The organism is Vibrio sp. KMM 9700 (assembly GCF_058545285.1).
The window spans coordinates 2,049,336-2,065,162 of record NZ_CM178589.1 but is presented as its reverse complement, the minus strand read 5'-3'; the positions used below and the strand labels follow the sequence as shown (position 1 = coordinate 2,065,162).

At 42.2% G+C, this 15,827-nt stretch carries 19 protein-coding genes; 2 read left to right on the top strand and 17 right to left on the bottom strand.

The window, feature by feature from the left end; translation table 11 throughout:
• Positions 1–47 precede the first annotated feature (47 nt).
• The 6 genes from AC2VOY_RS09235 to ubiT form a co-directional block, all read right to left on the bottom strand.
• Positions 48–827: a glycosyltransferase family 2 protein gene (locus tag AC2VOY_RS09235; protein WP_491831037.1), complete on the bottom strand. Its 780-nt coding sequence runs from the start codon at positions 825–827 to the stop codon at positions 48–50.
• Between the two features lie 267 nt (positions 828–1,094).
• A complete protein-coding gene (locus AC2VOY_RS09230; RefSeq protein WP_491831036.1) occupies positions 1,095–1,874 on the bottom strand; it encodes a tellurite resistance TerB family protein in 780 nt (259 codons plus the stop codon).
• Positions 1,875–1,973: 99 nt separating this feature from the next.
• Positions 1,974–2,444 carry a ribosomal protein S18-alanine N-acetyltransferase gene (rimI, locus tag AC2VOY_RS09225; RefSeq protein ID WP_491831034.1) on the bottom strand — a complete coding sequence of 157 codons (471 nt, stop codon included), beginning with the start codon at positions 2,442–2,444 and terminating at the stop codon, positions 1,974–1,976.
• A gap of 54 nt (positions 2,445–2,498) precedes the next feature.
• Complete coding sequence (locus AC2VOY_RS09220) at positions 2,499–2,909, bottom strand: DNA polymerase III subunit psi (RefSeq protein ID WP_491831033.1); 411 nt, start codon at positions 2,907–2,909, stop codon at positions 2,499–2,501.
• Positions 2,910–2,924: 15 nt separating this feature from the next.
• Complete coding sequence (locus AC2VOY_RS09215; protein ID WP_491831032.1) at positions 2,925–3,440, bottom strand: GNAT family N-acetyltransferase; 516 nt, start codon at positions 3,438–3,440, stop codon at positions 2,925–2,927.
• A gap of 24 nt (positions 3,441–3,464) precedes the next feature.
• The gene (ubiT, locus tag AC2VOY_RS09210; protein ID WP_491831031.1) at positions 3,465–4,004 is read right to left on the bottom strand and encodes a ubiquinone anaerobic biosynthesis accessory factor UbiT; all 540 of its coding nucleotides are present in this window, start codon (positions 4,002–4,004) and stop codon (positions 3,465–3,467) included.
• A gap of 250 nt (positions 4,005–4,254) precedes the next feature.
• On the opposite strand from ubiT, the gene ubiU reads away from it, so the two are divergent.
• Together ubiU and AC2VOY_RS09200 are read left to right on the top strand one after the other, a co-directional pair.
• Positions 4,255–5,268 carry a ubiquinone anaerobic biosynthesis protein UbiU gene (gene ubiU / locus AC2VOY_RS09205; RefSeq protein ID WP_491831030.1) on the top strand — a complete coding sequence of 338 codons (1,014 nt, stop codon included), beginning with the start codon at positions 4,255–4,257 and terminating at the stop codon, positions 5,266–5,268.
• 54 nt (positions 5,269–5,322) lie between these two features.
• On the top strand, positions 5,323–6,192 hold the full coding sequence (locus tag AC2VOY_RS09200) for a U32 family peptidase (RefSeq protein WP_491831029.1): 870 nt from the start codon (positions 5,323–5,325) through the stop codon (positions 6,190–6,192).
• A 430-nt stretch (positions 6,193–6,622) separates the two neighbouring features.
• Here AC2VOY_RS09200 and AC2VOY_RS09195 read toward each other — a convergent pair whose 3' ends face one another.
• The 11 genes from AC2VOY_RS09195 to AC2VOY_RS09145 all read right to left on the bottom strand — a co-directional run bounded on the left by AC2VOY_RS09195 (position 6,623) and on the right by AC2VOY_RS09145 (position 15,763).
• Positions 6,623–8,158: a DHA2 family efflux MFS transporter permease subunit gene (locus AC2VOY_RS09195; protein ID WP_491831028.1), complete on the bottom strand. Its 1,536-nt coding sequence runs from the start codon at positions 8,156–8,158 to the stop codon at positions 6,623–6,625.
• A gap of 12 nt (positions 8,159–8,170) precedes the next feature.
• Positions 8,171–9,376, bottom strand: coding sequence for an HlyD family secretion protein (locus AC2VOY_RS09190; RefSeq protein WP_491831027.1), 1,206 nt, complete (start codon positions 9,374–9,376; stop codon positions 8,171–8,173).
• Positions 9,377–9,456: 80 nt separating this feature from the next.
• Entirely contained in the window at positions 9,457–9,942 is a 486-nt protein-coding gene (locus AC2VOY_RS09185) for a MarR family transcriptional regulator (RefSeq protein ID WP_491831026.1), read from the bottom strand.
• A 261-nt stretch (positions 9,943–10,203) separates the two neighbouring features.
• On the bottom strand, positions 10,204–10,947 hold the full coding sequence (locus AC2VOY_RS09180; protein ID WP_491831025.1) for a 1-acylglycerol-3-phosphate O-acyltransferase: 744 nt from the start codon (positions 10,945–10,947) through the stop codon (positions 10,204–10,206).
• Positions 10,948–11,081: 134 nt separating this feature from the next.
• Entirely contained in the window at positions 11,082–12,341 is a 1,260-nt protein-coding gene (murA, locus tag AC2VOY_RS09175; protein WP_491831024.1) for a UDP-N-acetylglucosamine 1-carboxyvinyltransferase, read from the bottom strand.
• Between the two features lie 47 nt (positions 12,342–12,388).
• Positions 12,389–12,643 carry a BolA family iron metabolism protein IbaG gene (gene ibaG / locus AC2VOY_RS09170; RefSeq protein ID WP_491831023.1) on the bottom strand — a complete coding sequence of 85 codons (255 nt, stop codon included), beginning with the start codon at positions 12,641–12,643 and terminating at the stop codon, positions 12,389–12,391.
• Between the two features lie 2 nt (positions 12,644–12,645).
• The gene (locus tag AC2VOY_RS09165; protein ID WP_491831022.1) at positions 12,646–12,978 is read right to left on the bottom strand and encodes an STAS domain-containing protein; all 333 of its coding nucleotides are present in this window, start codon (positions 12,976–12,978) and stop codon (positions 12,646–12,648) included.
• Positions 12,978–13,634: an ABC transporter substrate-binding protein gene (locus tag AC2VOY_RS09160; protein WP_491831021.1), complete on the bottom strand. Its 657-nt coding sequence runs from the start codon at positions 13,632–13,634 to the stop codon at positions 12,978–12,980. Before AC2VOY_RS09160 ends, AC2VOY_RS09165 begins: the two co-directional genes overlap by 1 nt.
• A gap of 26 nt (positions 13,635–13,660) precedes the next feature.
• Positions 13,661–14,176 carry an outer membrane lipid asymmetry maintenance protein MlaD gene (gene mlaD, locus AC2VOY_RS09155; RefSeq protein WP_491831020.1) on the bottom strand — a complete coding sequence of 172 codons (516 nt, stop codon included), beginning with the start codon at positions 14,174–14,176 and terminating at the stop codon, positions 13,661–13,663.
• A gap of 2 nt (positions 14,177–14,178) precedes the next feature.
• Positions 14,179–14,970 (bottom strand): lipid asymmetry maintenance ABC transporter permease subunit MlaE, encoded by a 792-nt coding sequence (mlaE, locus tag AC2VOY_RS09150; protein ID WP_491831018.1) that lies wholly within the window; start codon positions 14,968–14,970, stop codon positions 14,179–14,181.
• Positions 14,963–15,763 (bottom strand): ATP-binding cassette domain-containing protein, encoded by an 801-nt coding sequence (locus tag AC2VOY_RS09145; protein WP_491831017.1) that lies wholly within the window; start codon positions 15,761–15,763, stop codon positions 14,963–14,965. The genes mlaE and AC2VOY_RS09145 overlap by 8 nt, the downstream gene beginning before the upstream one ends.
• Positions 15,764–15,827: the final 64 nt, after the last annotated feature.

The window sequence follows — 15,827 nt, the reverse complement described above, 5'->3', positions numbered from 1 at the left end:
CTGAGTATTATCACTCGACTTTATTTAAACAAATAAAATCCATATAATTATGCTTGCTTAAGATTTGATTTATCATCTTGGTTAAATTTATTTCTGGATATTTTATTTGTGACGTACACTTTGGTACTATGTGTATATTTATTACGACGAATTAGCCAAGCGACACCAAACATATCAATAATCCCGACCCAAGCCCGATTCCAAGCATTATATTTTGAAGTGCCTTGTGTGCGATCTCTATGTTTCACATTATGGATAATAATACTACCATCTAAACGCTTGATTAATGCAGGTAAAAAACGATGCATATGGTCAAAATAAGGTAAGCTTAAAAAAGTTTGACGCGGAAATATTTTTAAGCCGCAGCCTGAATCAGGCACCCCATCTTGGAGGAAAAATTGGCGCACTTTATTCGCTATTTTTGATTGAAAGCGCTTCCAAGATGTATCTTTACGCTGCCAACGAAAGCCGGCGATACAAAAGTGTGGATTGGTTTGCTCATACGCAAGCGCAAGCATTGCAGGAATATCAGCAGGATCATTTTGCCCATCAGCATCAAGGGTAACAATCAACTCTCCCTTGGCATGTAATACAGCCGAATGCACCGCTGTGCTTTGCCCACGGCTTTGAGCATGAGCGACAATTTGCAACTCACAGCCCAATTCTTTGGCCATGTCGATCGCCTCTTGTACCGTTCCATCTGTTGAAGCATCATCCGTGATCACAATTTCATAGCTCACCAAACCTACTAATGCTTGATGAATTTCTTGAATGAGGCGGCCGATATTATTTTGTTCGTCTTTCGCTGGTAGTACAACAGAAATCACAATGTGTTCCTCAATTTAATAATTGCTTTCAACTTGCTAAAAAGTAATAAATAAAATTATATATATCAAGACGAATCAGGCTTTATTTTTATTTATTTTAAATTTTAGAGTTTCTTAAGAAAACATTAAGAATTAAGGCGTATCATTATAAAATTTAGATGTTAATTATTGAATTATATAAGACTAAGTAAAAACTTTAATTAAGAAAAAATAAAGCTGTAGCACTTATATATTATGCTACAGCTTGAGCTATTAAAACTTTTAAACTTATTTTAAGCTAGCTTCTAATGACTGAACTAAATCAGCATCAAGGTTTAGCGCTTGCGCTAGGCTTTGTAGATACGCAGTTTCGGCTTCGTTTTGCTCATCCACAATCATGTAAGAGGTGAGATAAACTTCAAGCGCTTCTTCTTGAGTATCCACTTCGGCTGCAAGTGTTGCAGGGTTAAGATCTTGCGCAATTTGCTCATTCACAAACTCAATCAGCTCATCACTACCACCCATAGAGCGCACAAGTGCTTGAATTTTTGCGCCTTCATCTTCACTCACATTGCCATCAGACTTTGCACCAGCAATGATAGTTTTTAAGATAAGCATTGCATGTTGCTCTTTGTTCTCAACTTTAACTTGCACATCTTTTGCTGGAGGCATTTGCATAAATTGATTCATTTGCGAGCGGTTGCTACTTGAGCTCTGCCACTGGTTAAATACTTGCATTGCAATTGAACCTAGCGCGGCAATCCCGCCAGCCGAGGCAAATTTGTTATTCGCAGCTTGGCCTTTTGAAGTGCCAAGAAGCATAGATAGCACGCTTGCACCGAGAGCGCCAATCGCATCACCGTTTGAGCCGCCTAACATATTAGACAAACCACCCAAGCCACCTTGAGTGCTCATGCCTGAGCTTTGCATTCCGCCAAGTAGACCGCCAAGCGCATTGCCAAGCTGGCCTAAATCTAGGTTTGCTGCGTTAGCGCCGGCAGAGCGACCGCTTTGGTTCATCGAACCTGTTGCTGAAATAACTTGAGTTAATAAGCTGCCAAAGTCCATCTTTTATTACCTTTATTAATAAGTTAGATTTTTAGTATACGCTTTAACCGCAGTTTTTAAACATCTATTACATTATTTTAACAAGAAAAAGAAATGACTTTAGAGGGAGAGTTGCATCACTAGTGCATCTTCACGCCCAAGTTGTGGGTGCGAATAATAATCTTTGCGCCTTGCAATTTCTTGAAAACCTAAGCTTTGATATAGCTTTACCGCAGCTGTGTTAGAAGGACGCACCTCTAAAAATGAGCAGACGGCGCAACAGGATTTGATTTCTTGAATATATTTTTCCATGAGCAAGCGCCCATAGCCTTGCCCTTGAAATTTAGGATCAATCGCAATCGTCATCAAGCTGCTTTCGTCCACAATAAATTGACTATAAAAATATCCAATCAACTCAGGCTCTTGGAGACTACCAAGCTCAGGTATTTGCCATAACGCGTAATTTTGCGCGCCAAAGGTATCTAAATTTTCAATCATCGAATATGACCAAGGCTGGATATGCGCAACTTGTTCGATTTGCCAAACTTTATCTAGATCGCTTGCGACAAGCGGAAGAAGTTTAAGGGACATAAGGGAGCTCCATAAAAACGCCTATAGTAAGGCGTTAAAGCTTATCTTAGAAGATTAACGAAGTGATTGAATCTGTTGCCATAAATCACGTTTAAAGTTTGGATTTTGCTGCATTTGCGCTAAACCAACAGATGTTAAGGTTTTAACCGATGGCGAAAGTTTATCATTTGTCACCGGCGTACTCCCCGCAAACCACAACCATTGCAATCCATCTGAGGTGATATTGGTAAAATCTGAAGTGGCAACAAAACGTGCATCCACAAGCCGAAGTTGCATGGTTTTGAGAATATTTTCAAATAGCTTTGCATCTTCACCTTGAGGTAAGGAATCCGCCACGAGAAGGAGTTTGCAGTCTTGATCAAGCGACACTGGCTGAGCTTGGTAGCCTTCAAGGTTTTCAGGCTGTACCAATTGCCAAGTCTCTATGCCAAGTTCGGCAAGATAGTCTTGTGTCGAATGCTGCATCTTAAATCCTTTAGATTAAACGAGGGAAAACTCAGGACTATACTCAATTCGGCCTTGGCGGTTATCAAAAACCCCATCCGCTAATGCTTTGACTTGAAATGCACCGGCAACATACTCATCCATTTGATGGTAAATTGAGTCAAATGCATACTCGGCTGCATCTTCAAATCCAAAACGAGTATAAAACTCTGGGCTGCCAAGTACAACACATGCTGGGTAACCAAGCTCTGCTAATGATTCAAGTCCAGATTCAATTAGTGCGCGCGCCACACCTTTGCCTTGCTGCTCTTTAGCAACCGCAAGTGGTGCAAGCCCTTGCCAACCAAGATCTTCACCATTTAAGGTCACAGGAGTAAAAAGCGCGTGACCAATAAGCTCGCCTTCATCCGTACAGGCCACCATGGAAACCGTAAATCGGCTGTTTTCACGCAGTTTTTTAACAAGCTTTGCCTCAGCAGGCGTCTCAAAGCAAGATTTAAGGAGTCTATCGACGGCGAGAATATCTACGGGTGCTTCGGTTCGGATCAGCATAATTTAGCCTTGGTTAAGTCGAGCTTAGTTTTGAGTTTGTTGCATATTTTGCGACGCCGAGTATATACGTTTGTCGGTGTGAGTTACACCTTTTTGCACAAAATCAGCCAACTTATCCATGGCAAAAGTTAGTGGTTTAGGCAGCGCATCTAGATCCACACTATCCATTAAATTTTTCACTTCAAGGCCAAGTTCAGTGTCCCCTTCAATCACAAGGCGGCGCTGGAAGAAAAGTGTATCAGGATCTTGTTTGCGCCCTGCAATTAAGACTAAATCATTCAAATTCCCAGAAAAACTCACATCTGCTTGCTGTTTTGTATCTGCCACAACGAGCTTCTCATCTTCAAAACTTATCCACCAATGTAAGTCTAAATCTTGGATGCTCACCTCTAGCCATTTACCTTCTAAAAACTCAAAATCACCATCTTCAAGCGCTTCATGAAAAACTTGTTGCAATGCTTCAAGCAAGATTTTTTTTTGAACTGGTTTTGGCGTCAATTGAGCTGGGATCTTAAAAATACTAGCAGCGTGTTCTACTAATTTTTGGTTAATTTTTTCAAACATTTTTATCTCTTTTCATCAAAGTTAGATTTACCTCTACTTTAGTGAGATAAGCAGAAAAAAACCTGTGGTGTATCAAAAAAAGGGCAAAAAAATCTAGATAGCCCGCCCTTAGATACAAAACAGAACTACCACTTTCGTAGATTTAAGCAAAAAGTTTGCCCAAAATCTGCCTTATATCAATTAAGGTTTTTAAAATACGCATACAATAATTCAACTTTTATTATTTAATTTTTAATACTTGAGTGAATACATGGAATTACTTTGCCCAGCTGGCAACCTCCCAGCCTTAAAAACAGCCATAGATTGTGGCGCCGATGCGGTTTACATTGGATTTAAAGATGATACCAATGCGCGTCATTTTGCCGGTCTCAACTTTGCTGGTAAAAAGCTAGAAAAAGCGAAGCAATATGTCTCGGATCGCGACAAGAAGTTGCACATTGCGTTAAATACTTTTGCTCACCCAGATGGCTTTAACCGCTGGACTAAAGCCGTCGATAATGCGGCCGCACTTGGCGTAGATGCCTTGATTGTGGCCGATATTGCGCTACTTGAATATGCCAGCACTCACTACCCAGATCTTGAACTACACTTATCTGTGCAAGCCTCTGCAACCAATGTGGCGGCAATAGAATATTACTTGAATAACTTTAATGTGAAGCGAGTGGTTTTGCCGCGCGTATTGTCTATCCACCAAGTGAAACAGCTTTCACGTAATATCCCAAGCAATGTTGAGCTCGAAGTATTTGCCTTTGGTAGCTTGTGCATTATGTCTGAAGGTCGTTGTTATTTATCATCTTATCTTACAGGTGAATCACCAAACACTGTGGGCGCTTGTTCACCGGCTAAATATGTGCGCTGGCAAGAAACAGATAAAGGTTTGGAGTCGCGCTTAAGTGAAGTCTTAATCGACCGCTACCAAGAAGGTGAAAATGCCGGCTACCCAACATTATGTAAAGGCCGCTTTACAACTGACTTAGATGCGCATCAAAAAAGCTTTCATGCGCTTGAAGAGCCAACAAGTCTGAATACCCTTTCAATGCTGCCAGAGCTATTTGCTGCCAATGTTTCTTCTGTAAAAATCGAAGGCCGCCAGCGCAGTCCTGCATATGTGGAGCAAGTGACGCGCACTTGGCGCGCAGCGATTGATGCTTACCTTGCGAATCCTGATGGCTATCAAGTTGAACATGCTTGGAACGCCGCACTCGCAAATGTTTCAGAAGGGACGCAAACAACTTTGGGTGCTTATCACCGTAAATGGCAATAACTCATACTTCATCGATTGAAGGGTTTTGAGTACAAGAATTAAATGGAAAACAACATGAAATACTCTCTTGGGCCGCTGCTGTACTTTTGGCCAAAACATGAAGTGGAAAGCTTTTACCAAGCGGCGATGCAAAGTGAAGCGGATATTATTTATTTGGGTGAGTCGGTGTGCTCAAAGCGCCGTGAAATGAAACCAAACCATTGGCTAGATTTAGCCAAAGAGGTTTCGCAATCAGGCAAACAAGTCGTGATTTCAACTATGGCTTTGTTAGAAGCGCCAAGTGAAGTCAACATCATGAAAAAGTATATTGAAAATGGTGATTTTGCGATTGAAGCCAATGATGTTTCAGCGATTTGGCTAGCGCAACAAAACAAACTGCCGTTTGTAGTAGGCCCTGCCATCAATGCTTATAACGCCCACACGTTAAAACTATTTGCTAGCCAAGGCATGATGCGTTGGTGCATGCCGGTTGAACTGTCACGCGATTGGCTTGCGAATACATTAAATCAATGTGAAGAGCTTGGGATCCGAGATAAGTTTGAAACCGAAGTCTTTAGTTACGGCTATTTACCTTTGGCTTATTCGGCGCGCTGTTTTACGGCTCGCGCGGAAAACAAAGCGAAAGATGACTGTGAGACCTGTTGTATTAAGTATCCAACGGGCATTCAGGTGAAAAGCCAAGAAGGCCAAGAAGTGTTTAATCTAAATGGGATCCAGACTCAGTCTGGGGATTGCTATAACTTGCGTCAAGATATTGAATCGATGCAAGGTTTAGTCGATGTGGTGCGTCTTTCACCGCTCGGTGTAGATACGCTGCAAACTCTTGAAGCATTTAAAGATCCAAATAAAGCAATGCCAGAGACTAAGCATAAGTATTGCAATGGTTACTGGCATCATATTGCGGGTATGGCGACTAAGGTTTAGCGCTTGCTGTGGATTTAACCTCTACAAACCCCACCTAGCCTCCCCTTACTAAGGGGAGGAATTGTATTGTGGGTAGCTGCAAACCCGAACTATCGACTAACAGTTACCTCAGAACTATCTCACCCTTTTCAAGGGGAGGAGCTGTATTGTGGATATTTGCAAATCTGAGCTATCGACTAACAGTTACCTCAGAACTATCAAGCTCTTTACTGGTTTATATCGATCAAAATAAAAAATGCCAGTGCCCAAGCGTAAATATTGCAATGGTTACTGGCATCATATTGCGGGTATGGCGACTAAGGTTTAGCGCTTGCTGTGGATTTAACCTCTACAAACCCCACCTAGCCTCCCCTTACTAAGGGGAGGAACTGTATTGTGGATAGTTGTCAATCCGAACTATTGTTGGAGTTAAAAACAACTAACACATCTATTAATGCGCAGCGCTCGCCGCAGAATCCGGCTTGCCACCGCCAATAAATGGCGCCTTTGCAAACCACACAATCAAGATTAGCATCAAGAATAGCCAACCTAGCATGAAGAAGTAGTCAATCGTAGACAGCATATAAGCTTGTTGATTCACCACAGCTTCCATTGCGCTCAAAGTTGTTTCATTAGCTCCACCGACTTGATCTAAATAGGTTCTCGCGGCTGGCTCATAATAACTCACATGCTCAGTTAAGGTTGCATGATGATAAGTCGCGCGACGCGTCCAGATCCAAGTGGTTAATGATGATGCAAAGCTACTGCCAAGAACACGTAAGAAAGTTGCAAGGCCTGAGCCTTCTGCTACATCTTGTGGACGCAGTTGCGACAAAATGATGGTAGTCAATGGCATAAACATAAAGGAAATACCAATCCCCATAAACATTTGCACTTCGGCGATGGTATAGAAATCCACATCAGTGTTAAAACGCGCACGCATAAAGCAGGACGCACCGATCACCATAAATGAAATCGTCACCAAGATACGCATATCCGCTTTATGCGCAAAACGTCCAACAATCGGCGTGAGTAATAAAGGCAAAAAGCCCATTGGCGCCGATGCAAGACCTGCCCAAATTGCTGTATAGCCCATATAAATCTGCAACCATTGTGGCAAAATAATATTCACCGCAAAGAAAGCTGAATAACTAAAGACAAGCGCAATGGTGCCGATCGTAAAGTTACGCGATTTAAACAGATATAAATTCACGATTGGGTGCTTTTCAGTTAGCTCCCAAATCACAAAAGAAATCAAGGCAACCGCTGATATACAGGCCATGGTTAGGATCTGCGTATTCGCAAACCAGTCTTTATCGTTACCTAAGTCAAGCACAACTTGTAGCAAACCGACGCCCAGCACCAACAAAGCAATGCCGATATAATCAATCGGTGATTTCACTATGGTTTCAGGTCTATCTTTTAATTGCTTCCACACTGTTAAGCAGCAGAAGATCCCAACTGGAATATTAATAAAGAAGATCCAAGGCCAAGAGTAGTTATCCGTTAGCCAGCCGCCAGTAATCGGGCCAACAATCGGCGCAACCACTGTCACCATAGATAAAATAGCTAGCGCCATGCCCCGCTTCATTGCTGGGAAAATCGCAAGCAACAAAGTTTGACACATTGGAAAAAGTGGCCCAGCAAAGAAACCTTGTAGTGCGCGGAAAACGATTAGCTCAGGCATGTTACGCGCGATACCACACAAGAAAGACGTGAGGGTAAATAGCGTTACCGAGAGTAAAAAGAGTTTTAGCTCACCTAAACGTCTTGCAAACCAACCTGTTAGCGGCAAGGCAATCGCGTTACTGACCGCAAATGAGGTAATAACCCAAGTACTTTGCTCTGAACTTACACCTAAGTTACCAGCAATTGTTGGCAAGGCAACGTTTGCAATCGTACTATCTAGCACCTGCATAAAAGTCGCAAGTGCTAGACCAATACAAGCAAGCGCAAGACTTGGCGGCGTGTATTGTTTATGCTCCATAAGTTCGCCTTATTAGTTTGCGTCTGCTGAGCTAGTATTTGTTTTACCAAGATTTTGGCTCATGATTTGAGCAACTAAATCATCCGCATCAGCAAGCGCATCTTGGTATACATCTGTCACATAACGGCTTTGCGCTGGCGTTTCTTTCGCCAGTAGGTGACCTTCAGCTTGGTGCAAGTCAACCGTTGCAAGCATAGATAAACCAATGCGTAATGGATGCTGCTCTAATACTTCTTTATCTAGAAGACGGATTTTAACTGGCACACGTTGCACAATTTTAATCCAGTTACCTGATGCATTTTGCGCAGGCAATACAGAAAAAGCACTCCCCGTACCAATGCCTAGGCTTTCGATTTCGCCTTCGTATATCACATCATCGCCATAAAGATCAGCAATGAGCTCAACTTTTTGACCAATGCGCATCTTATGCATTTGGTTTTCTTTAAAGTTTGCATCCACCCAAACTTCATCCAGAGGCACGATAGACATTAAGGTTGCACCAGTTTGCATTTGTGAACCAAGTTGCACGATACGTTTCGCAACATGACCACTTACAGGCGCACGCACTTCGGTACGTTTTAGGTTTAAGTAGCTTTGACGAAGTTTTGCCACTGCTGATTTGATTTGCGGATTCGCTTCTAACACATCATCATCAACGGCTGCCAATTGAGTTTGCAATGCTTTTTGCGCAGAGATTAACTCGCTTTTTGTCGATTTCACGGCATCACGATAGTGGATCAAATCTTCTTTTGAAATGGCGCCACGTGCAACTAAGTTTTTACGACGCTCATAGTTTGCAAGTGCTTGAGTATAAAGCACGTTTTTCGCATCGACTTGCGCACGATAATTATCAACATTGCTATATAAACCACGTACATCACGGATAGCGTTCGCAAGGTTTGCCTCGGCTTCTTGCAGCGCAATTTGTGCATCGCTTGGGTCAAGTTTTACAATCACTTGGCCTTTTTCAACATAGTCACCATCATCCACTGCAACTTCAGTTACACGGCCAGAAACTTGTGGTGAAATTTCAACAAGATTACCATTGACGTAAGCATCATCAGTCTCTTCATAGAACTGCCCATACTTTTCATGGTAAACATAAACACCACCACCTATCGCTGCCACAAGCAAAAATAAAATGAAAAACGAAAATTTGCGTTTGCTTTTTGGTGCTTTCGTTGGGGTTTGGTTTGACTCTTCAATCGTGTTACTCATGATCTCTCCATAAAAAGCGAGGTTTCGCTTCGGTATTACTTATAAATTGGGTCTAGTGAAACTAAAAATAGGTTAAAGAATTAAACTTTAGGTAGATGCTCAATGCCCAAACAAGGTAAATCATCAGGCAATAAGCGAATCAAAAGTTGCGCTAGCATTTCCACTTCTTGTTCGGATAATTTGTCGGTAAAGCGAACATTAAACTCAAGATCTATCTTCTTTTTGCAGTCAAGGTAAAGCTCAAAACCAACTGGGGTCAGCTCAATCAAAACGCTGCGTTTGTCATCAGGATTGGGTACCTTTTTGATCAAATTTTTATCCAGTAAGCGTTTCAGCATTCGCGTCATCGCCCCTGCATCTAAAGATAAATGCTGGCAGATACTTGCCGGTGAAAGTGCGCCACCATAGCTGTTATTCGGCGTACAAGGCTCAAATCCGAGTACTGCTAAAACTTTAAATTGCGCAGCCGTAATATCTATATCTTCAAAAACTTGGGTTAATAAACGATCTTTTTGTTGATTCACTAAGTGAATTAAGCGCCCAAGTGGAATGGCTTTATCTTGCATTAATCATTCAACCTATAAATTCAAAATAGCCATACAGATAAAGCTCGTTTTCACATAAGCCTTATCCATCACAAGGTATATACTTGCCTAGGCAATAAGATTGAGAAGAATAATACTGCCTAGGCAAGTAAAATGCAAATATTTTGTTACAAACAAAAAATCCCCCTTGCTAAGTCTAATAACAAGAGGGATTTATAAGTTTATGATTTTGATGTGTTTAATTTAAATCTATCGCGACACTTTAAATCTGTTGCAATAAGGTTATTTTTTATTGGTAACAGTTTCTTGATTTAAACTTTCAACTTCTTGATTTAATTCATCAAGTTTTTTACTCATGAGAGAGTGGCACGTTTGTGACAGTTCACGCACTTGGGACTTTTCATAACCTTCAATGGAAACCGGATCTAGCATCTCAACAATCACATGACCATTATTCCAACGGTTAAGTTTGATCCCATCTGTTGAGCTACATACGATTGGAATAATTGGCACCTCTGCTGCTAGCGCTGCATGAAATGCACCGGTTTTAAAAGGCAGTAAACCGCGACCACGCGAACGCGTACCTTCTGGGAACATCCATACAGAGACTTGGCGCTCTTTAATTTTTTCAGCCACTTGGCCGATGGTGCCTTTAGCTTTCGACTTGTTGTCTCGATCAATTAAGATATTGCCACTTAGCCAGTAAAGCGCGCCAAAAAGCGGCACCCATGCCAGACTCTTTTTACCTACAGTTACCACGCCTGGGGTCACTGCGCTAGAAATAGTAAATAAGTCCCAGTTACTTTGATGGTTACCGATATAAATATGTGCGCCACGTTTATAAGCATTTTCTGGAATTCTAAGCTCTAGCTTATAGCCAAAAATAGGCGCCATTTTGCAAAATAAACGCGCCACGTGGAATAAATTTTGTGGATCTCTTGGTTTTAAGAGGCAATAGCCACAACCAAAAATAAACATGCCAATCGCAAAGATTAAACCGCAAAAAATACGCAATAAGGCGATCATAATCATCTCCAATAAGAAGAGAAACTCTCTAATAAAAAGAAAATGCTAATCAAACACAAAGAAGCCGAAATCAACTGACTTCGGCTTGGCAGTGAGCGATGAGCTCTTTGAATCTTGGTAATCTAACTTACTTTTTAGATTCGTTCAATATTTGCACCAAGTGCATTCAGCTTATCTTCGATATGCTCATAACCGCGATCAATGTGATAGATACGATCAACGATAGTCTCGCCTTTCGCAATACAACCTGCAATCACAAGGCTCGCTGAAGCTCGTAAGTCTGTTGCCATCACTTGCGCGCCAGTTAAGCTCTCACTGTCACCACAAATAACCGTATTACCTTCGATTTCAGCTTTTGCGCCCATACGCATTAACTCAGGCACATGCATGAAGCGGTTTTCAAAGATAGTTTCAGTGATAACGCCGCCACCTTTTGCCATCATATTTAATAGCGTAAATTGGGCTTGCATATCGGTTGGGAAACCTGGGTGTGGCGCCGTGCGAATCGTTACAGCTTTTAGCTCACGACCAGTCATATCTAGGCTAATCCAGTCATCACCGGTTTCAATTAAAGCGCCCGCTTCTTCAAGTTTAGCCAAAGCTGCTTCAAGAAGAGAGGCTTTCGTGTTACGGCAAACCACTTTACCGCCAGAAACCGCAGCAGCAACAAGGAAGGTACCTGTTTCAATGCGATCAGCAACCACAGTATGTGCGCCAGAGCCTAAGCTCTCAACACCTTCAATCGTGATAGTGCCAGTGCCTGCGCCAGTGATTTTTGCGCCAAGTGCATTTAAAAATGCCGCGGTATCTTCGATTTCAGGCTCACGCGCTGCGTTTTCAAGCACAGTTTTACCTGTCGCAAGGGTTGCTGCAGACATAATCGTAATGGTTGCGCCAACAGAGACTTTATCCATCACAATATGCGCGCCAGTTAAACGACCATCAACTTTTGCTTTGACGTAGCCATCTTCAAGCGTGATTTGTGCGCCAAGCTCTTCCAGACCTTTAATATGTAGGTCGACAGGACGTGCACCAATCGCACAACCACCAGGTAATGAGACTTGTCCTTCACCAAAACGTGCGACTAATGGACCTAACGCCCAAATGGATGCACGCATGGTTTTTACTAATTCATAAGGTGCGCAGTAGTTATCAATTGGGGCCGCATCGACAACAAGATCATCCTTGTCATTACGCGATACTTTGGCGCCTAAACACTCAAGAAGTGCGGCACTGGTATTGATATCTCTTAGATGAGGTACATTTGATAGCGTGACTTCACCGTCGGCTAAAATCGCGCTAAAAAGAATAGGTAGCGCTGCATTTTTTGCGCCAGAAATATTAACTTCGCCAGAAAGCGGACGGCTTGAGCCTGTTACTCGGAACTTTTCCATTATTGACCTACAAGAATTAACCTACAAGGAATTGTCTAAAAGATATCTTATAAAGACATCAGTTTTTTATTACGGGCCCACTCATCAGGAGTAAAGGCTTTAATTGAAACGGCATGGATATCATTACGCTGAATATATTCCATTAATGGCGCGTAGATAAACTGCTGCTTCTTCACTCGGCTCATACCATCAAATTGAGCATCCACGGCGATGACTTCATAATGACTGCCTTCGCCTTTCACGTGGATCTCTTGTAAGTTTAATGCATCTTGTAGAAGCTGTTGTACTTGTGTGCTATCCACTTTTACCTCTTTTTTAAAAACTTGCTAATGTCATCAGCGACATGTTCTCGATATATGTTTGCGACATTACTTAGCTCAAGCAAGGTGACCAACTGTCTTGGTACCCCTGAGACTTCAACATGGCAATTGTGTTTTTTTTCAAACTCAATCAGGTGCATTAACATCACCACACCAGCCGAGTCGATTCTTTCAATCTTAGAAAGATCTATTAAGCATTTTTCAGGATGAGTCGATTTTTGTTTCCACTCATCCCAAAGCGCCATGACGGTTCCACGCGAAAGTGGTCCTGTTATCGAAGCTTTACCTTGAGAAAATTCCCAATCCGCTCGTAACATTACTTCACCTCTTTCTTAATTGGCGCTTTTGCAAGTTTAGCCATCTCTGTGCTTACGCTTGCAATACCTTGTTGGCGGATCTTGGTTTGCCATTCTGATTGCTTACTTGATAGCAAGCTAATGCCTTCGCCGATGATATCATAAACTTTCCAGTCGCCTGTTTTTTTATTTTTAATCAGCTTAAAATCCACAGCAACTGGTGGTTTACCATCTTGCAGAACGTCCACGCGAACAGTTTCAATACGCGCATCATCGGCAACCGGTTTGCCGTCATTGATACGGATAGTTTGACCTGAATACTCAGTAAGTGCTTGTGCCGCTGAAGTCACTAAGTACTCACGAAAAGTTGTGATGAACTCTTGAACTTCTTTCTTATCTGCGCCGCGCAGGCTTGGACCTAAAATTTTCAGCGCCGCATATTGATAGTCCACATAAGGCATCAACTCTTCTTCAAACATTTGTTTCAAGTAGTTTGGATCAGCATCAACCTTAGCTTGCTCAGCTTTAAAGCGGCTAAATGCTTTTTCAGCCACAGTGTTCATCATTTTATATGGGTCTTTTGCATCCACTGTCGCAGCTTGTGCTGAAACAGAAAGCATCATCAGTGCCATTGCAAGCATTGTTATGTATTGGCGCAATTTAAGTAATTTATGCATTTAGATAATCCTTTATATCATTGAATTTATTGAACAGCTTCATCTGCTGCAGCATCACTTGAGCCGCCTTGATCATTACTTGATACACTAAACAAGAATTGACCGATTAGATTTTCAAGTACGATTGCAGATTTCGTATCTTCAATTTTATCACCATCAGCAAGCATCTCGGTATCATCTAAGGTAAAGCCTGGGACGATACTAATGTACTGCTCACCAATTAAACCTGCTGTTAAAATTTCTGCGCTAGAGTTATCCGGAAATTGATTAAATTTGGTATCAATATCCATTTTCACAACTGGAGTAAAGCGCTCAGGATCAAGCTCAATCGAGCTCACACGACCAATCACTACACCGCCTACTTTGACAGGTGATCTAGCTTTTAGTGTCCCAATATTGTCAAAAGTTGCACTTAGGCTGTAGGTTTCACGTGCCGTTAAGCTGCTCACATGCGCTACTTGAAATAAAATAAATAAAATAGCTAAAACGCCAAGTAGCACAAAGCTACCGACCATAAGTTCCATTCGTCTAGTCTGTTGCATGATTAATTCCCAAACATCAAAGCAGTAAGTACAAAATCCAATCCTAATACAGCTAAAGACGAATGCACAACGGTACGCGTTGTCGCTTCACTTATTCCTGCTGAAGTAGGTGTTGAGTCATATCCGTTAAATAAAGCAATCCAAATAATAGTGACAGCAAACACGATTGATTTAATCACGCTGTTGCCTATATCGTATCCTAGCGTAACGCTCGATTGCATCGCCGCCCAAAAGCTCCCTGAGTCGATACCTTTCCACTCAACCCCAACAAGTTGGCCACCAAAAATACCAATCGCAATGAAAATGAGCGACAAAATTGGCATACAAACCACACCAGCCCAAAAACGCGGTGCAATAATTCGGCGTAAAGGATCGACAGCCATTACTTCTAGGCTTGAAAGCTGCTCAGTGGCTTTCATCAAACCGATTTCAGCGGTTAAAGCTGAGCCGGCGCGGCCTGCAAATAATAACGCAGTGACCACAGGCCCAAGTTCACGTAAAAGCGTGAGTGCAACCATTTGTCCAAGGCTGCTTTCTGCGCCGTAATCGACTAAAACAATATACCCTTGCAAACTTAAAACCATGCCGATAAACAGCCCTGAGACCATAATAATCGCCATTGACTGGACGCCAACGGTATAAAATTGTCGCAGTAAAAGCGGCATCATTTTGCGACCTTGCGGACGACCGACTAACGCGCCCCACAACATAAAAGTTGCGCGCCCCCAAGTTTCGCAATTTGCAAGCACACGCTGGCCAGTACGTGCGATAAAATCAACAACTAAATTAGCCATGAGCAAATAAATCCTTTTCTATTGGCGCAGAAGGAAAACGAAACGGCACAGGCCCATCCGCCAAACCAGTTAAAAACTGAACCACTAATGGGTCTTTATTGGCGCGTAGCTCATCAGGGCTACCTTGTGCAATGACTTTACCTTCAGCCAAGATGAAGACATGATCGGCAATTCCCATCACCTCTGGCACATCGTGAGTGACAATAATCGAAGTAGTGCCAAGTGCTTGATTTAAGCGGCGTATCAATGTTACCAAAACGCCCATCGTAAGTGGATCTTGCCCTGCAAACGGCTCATCATACATAATTAAGCAAGGATCGAGTGCAATCGCTCGCGCAAGTGCTGCACGTCTTGCCATACCGCCGGAAAGTTCACTTGGCATTAACTGATGTGCGCCACGAAGTCCAACCGCTTCCAATTTTAACATGACTAAAGTGCGAATAAAGTCTTCGCTTAAATTGGTATGTTCGCGCAATGGAAAAGCAACATTATCAAATACATTCATATCTGAAAACAAAGCACCAGATTGAAACAACATACTCATGCGTTTACGCAACTGATATAACTCTGAACGTGACGCTGACGTGATATCATTGCCTTCAAAGTTGATACTGCCGTTTTCTGGATAAATCTGACCTGCAATCAGGCGCAGCAAGGTTGTTTTACCTGTACCAGACGGTCCCATGATGGCAGTAATTTTCCCTTTTGGGATTTCTATACTAATGTCATCAAAAATCACTCTTTCTTGTCGATTAAAAGAGAGGTTTTTGATTGATACTGATGATGTTTCCATACATATCCTTGAAATCATTTCATCTGAATGTTTGCATGATAAGCGCAATTAGTTGATAGTTCAA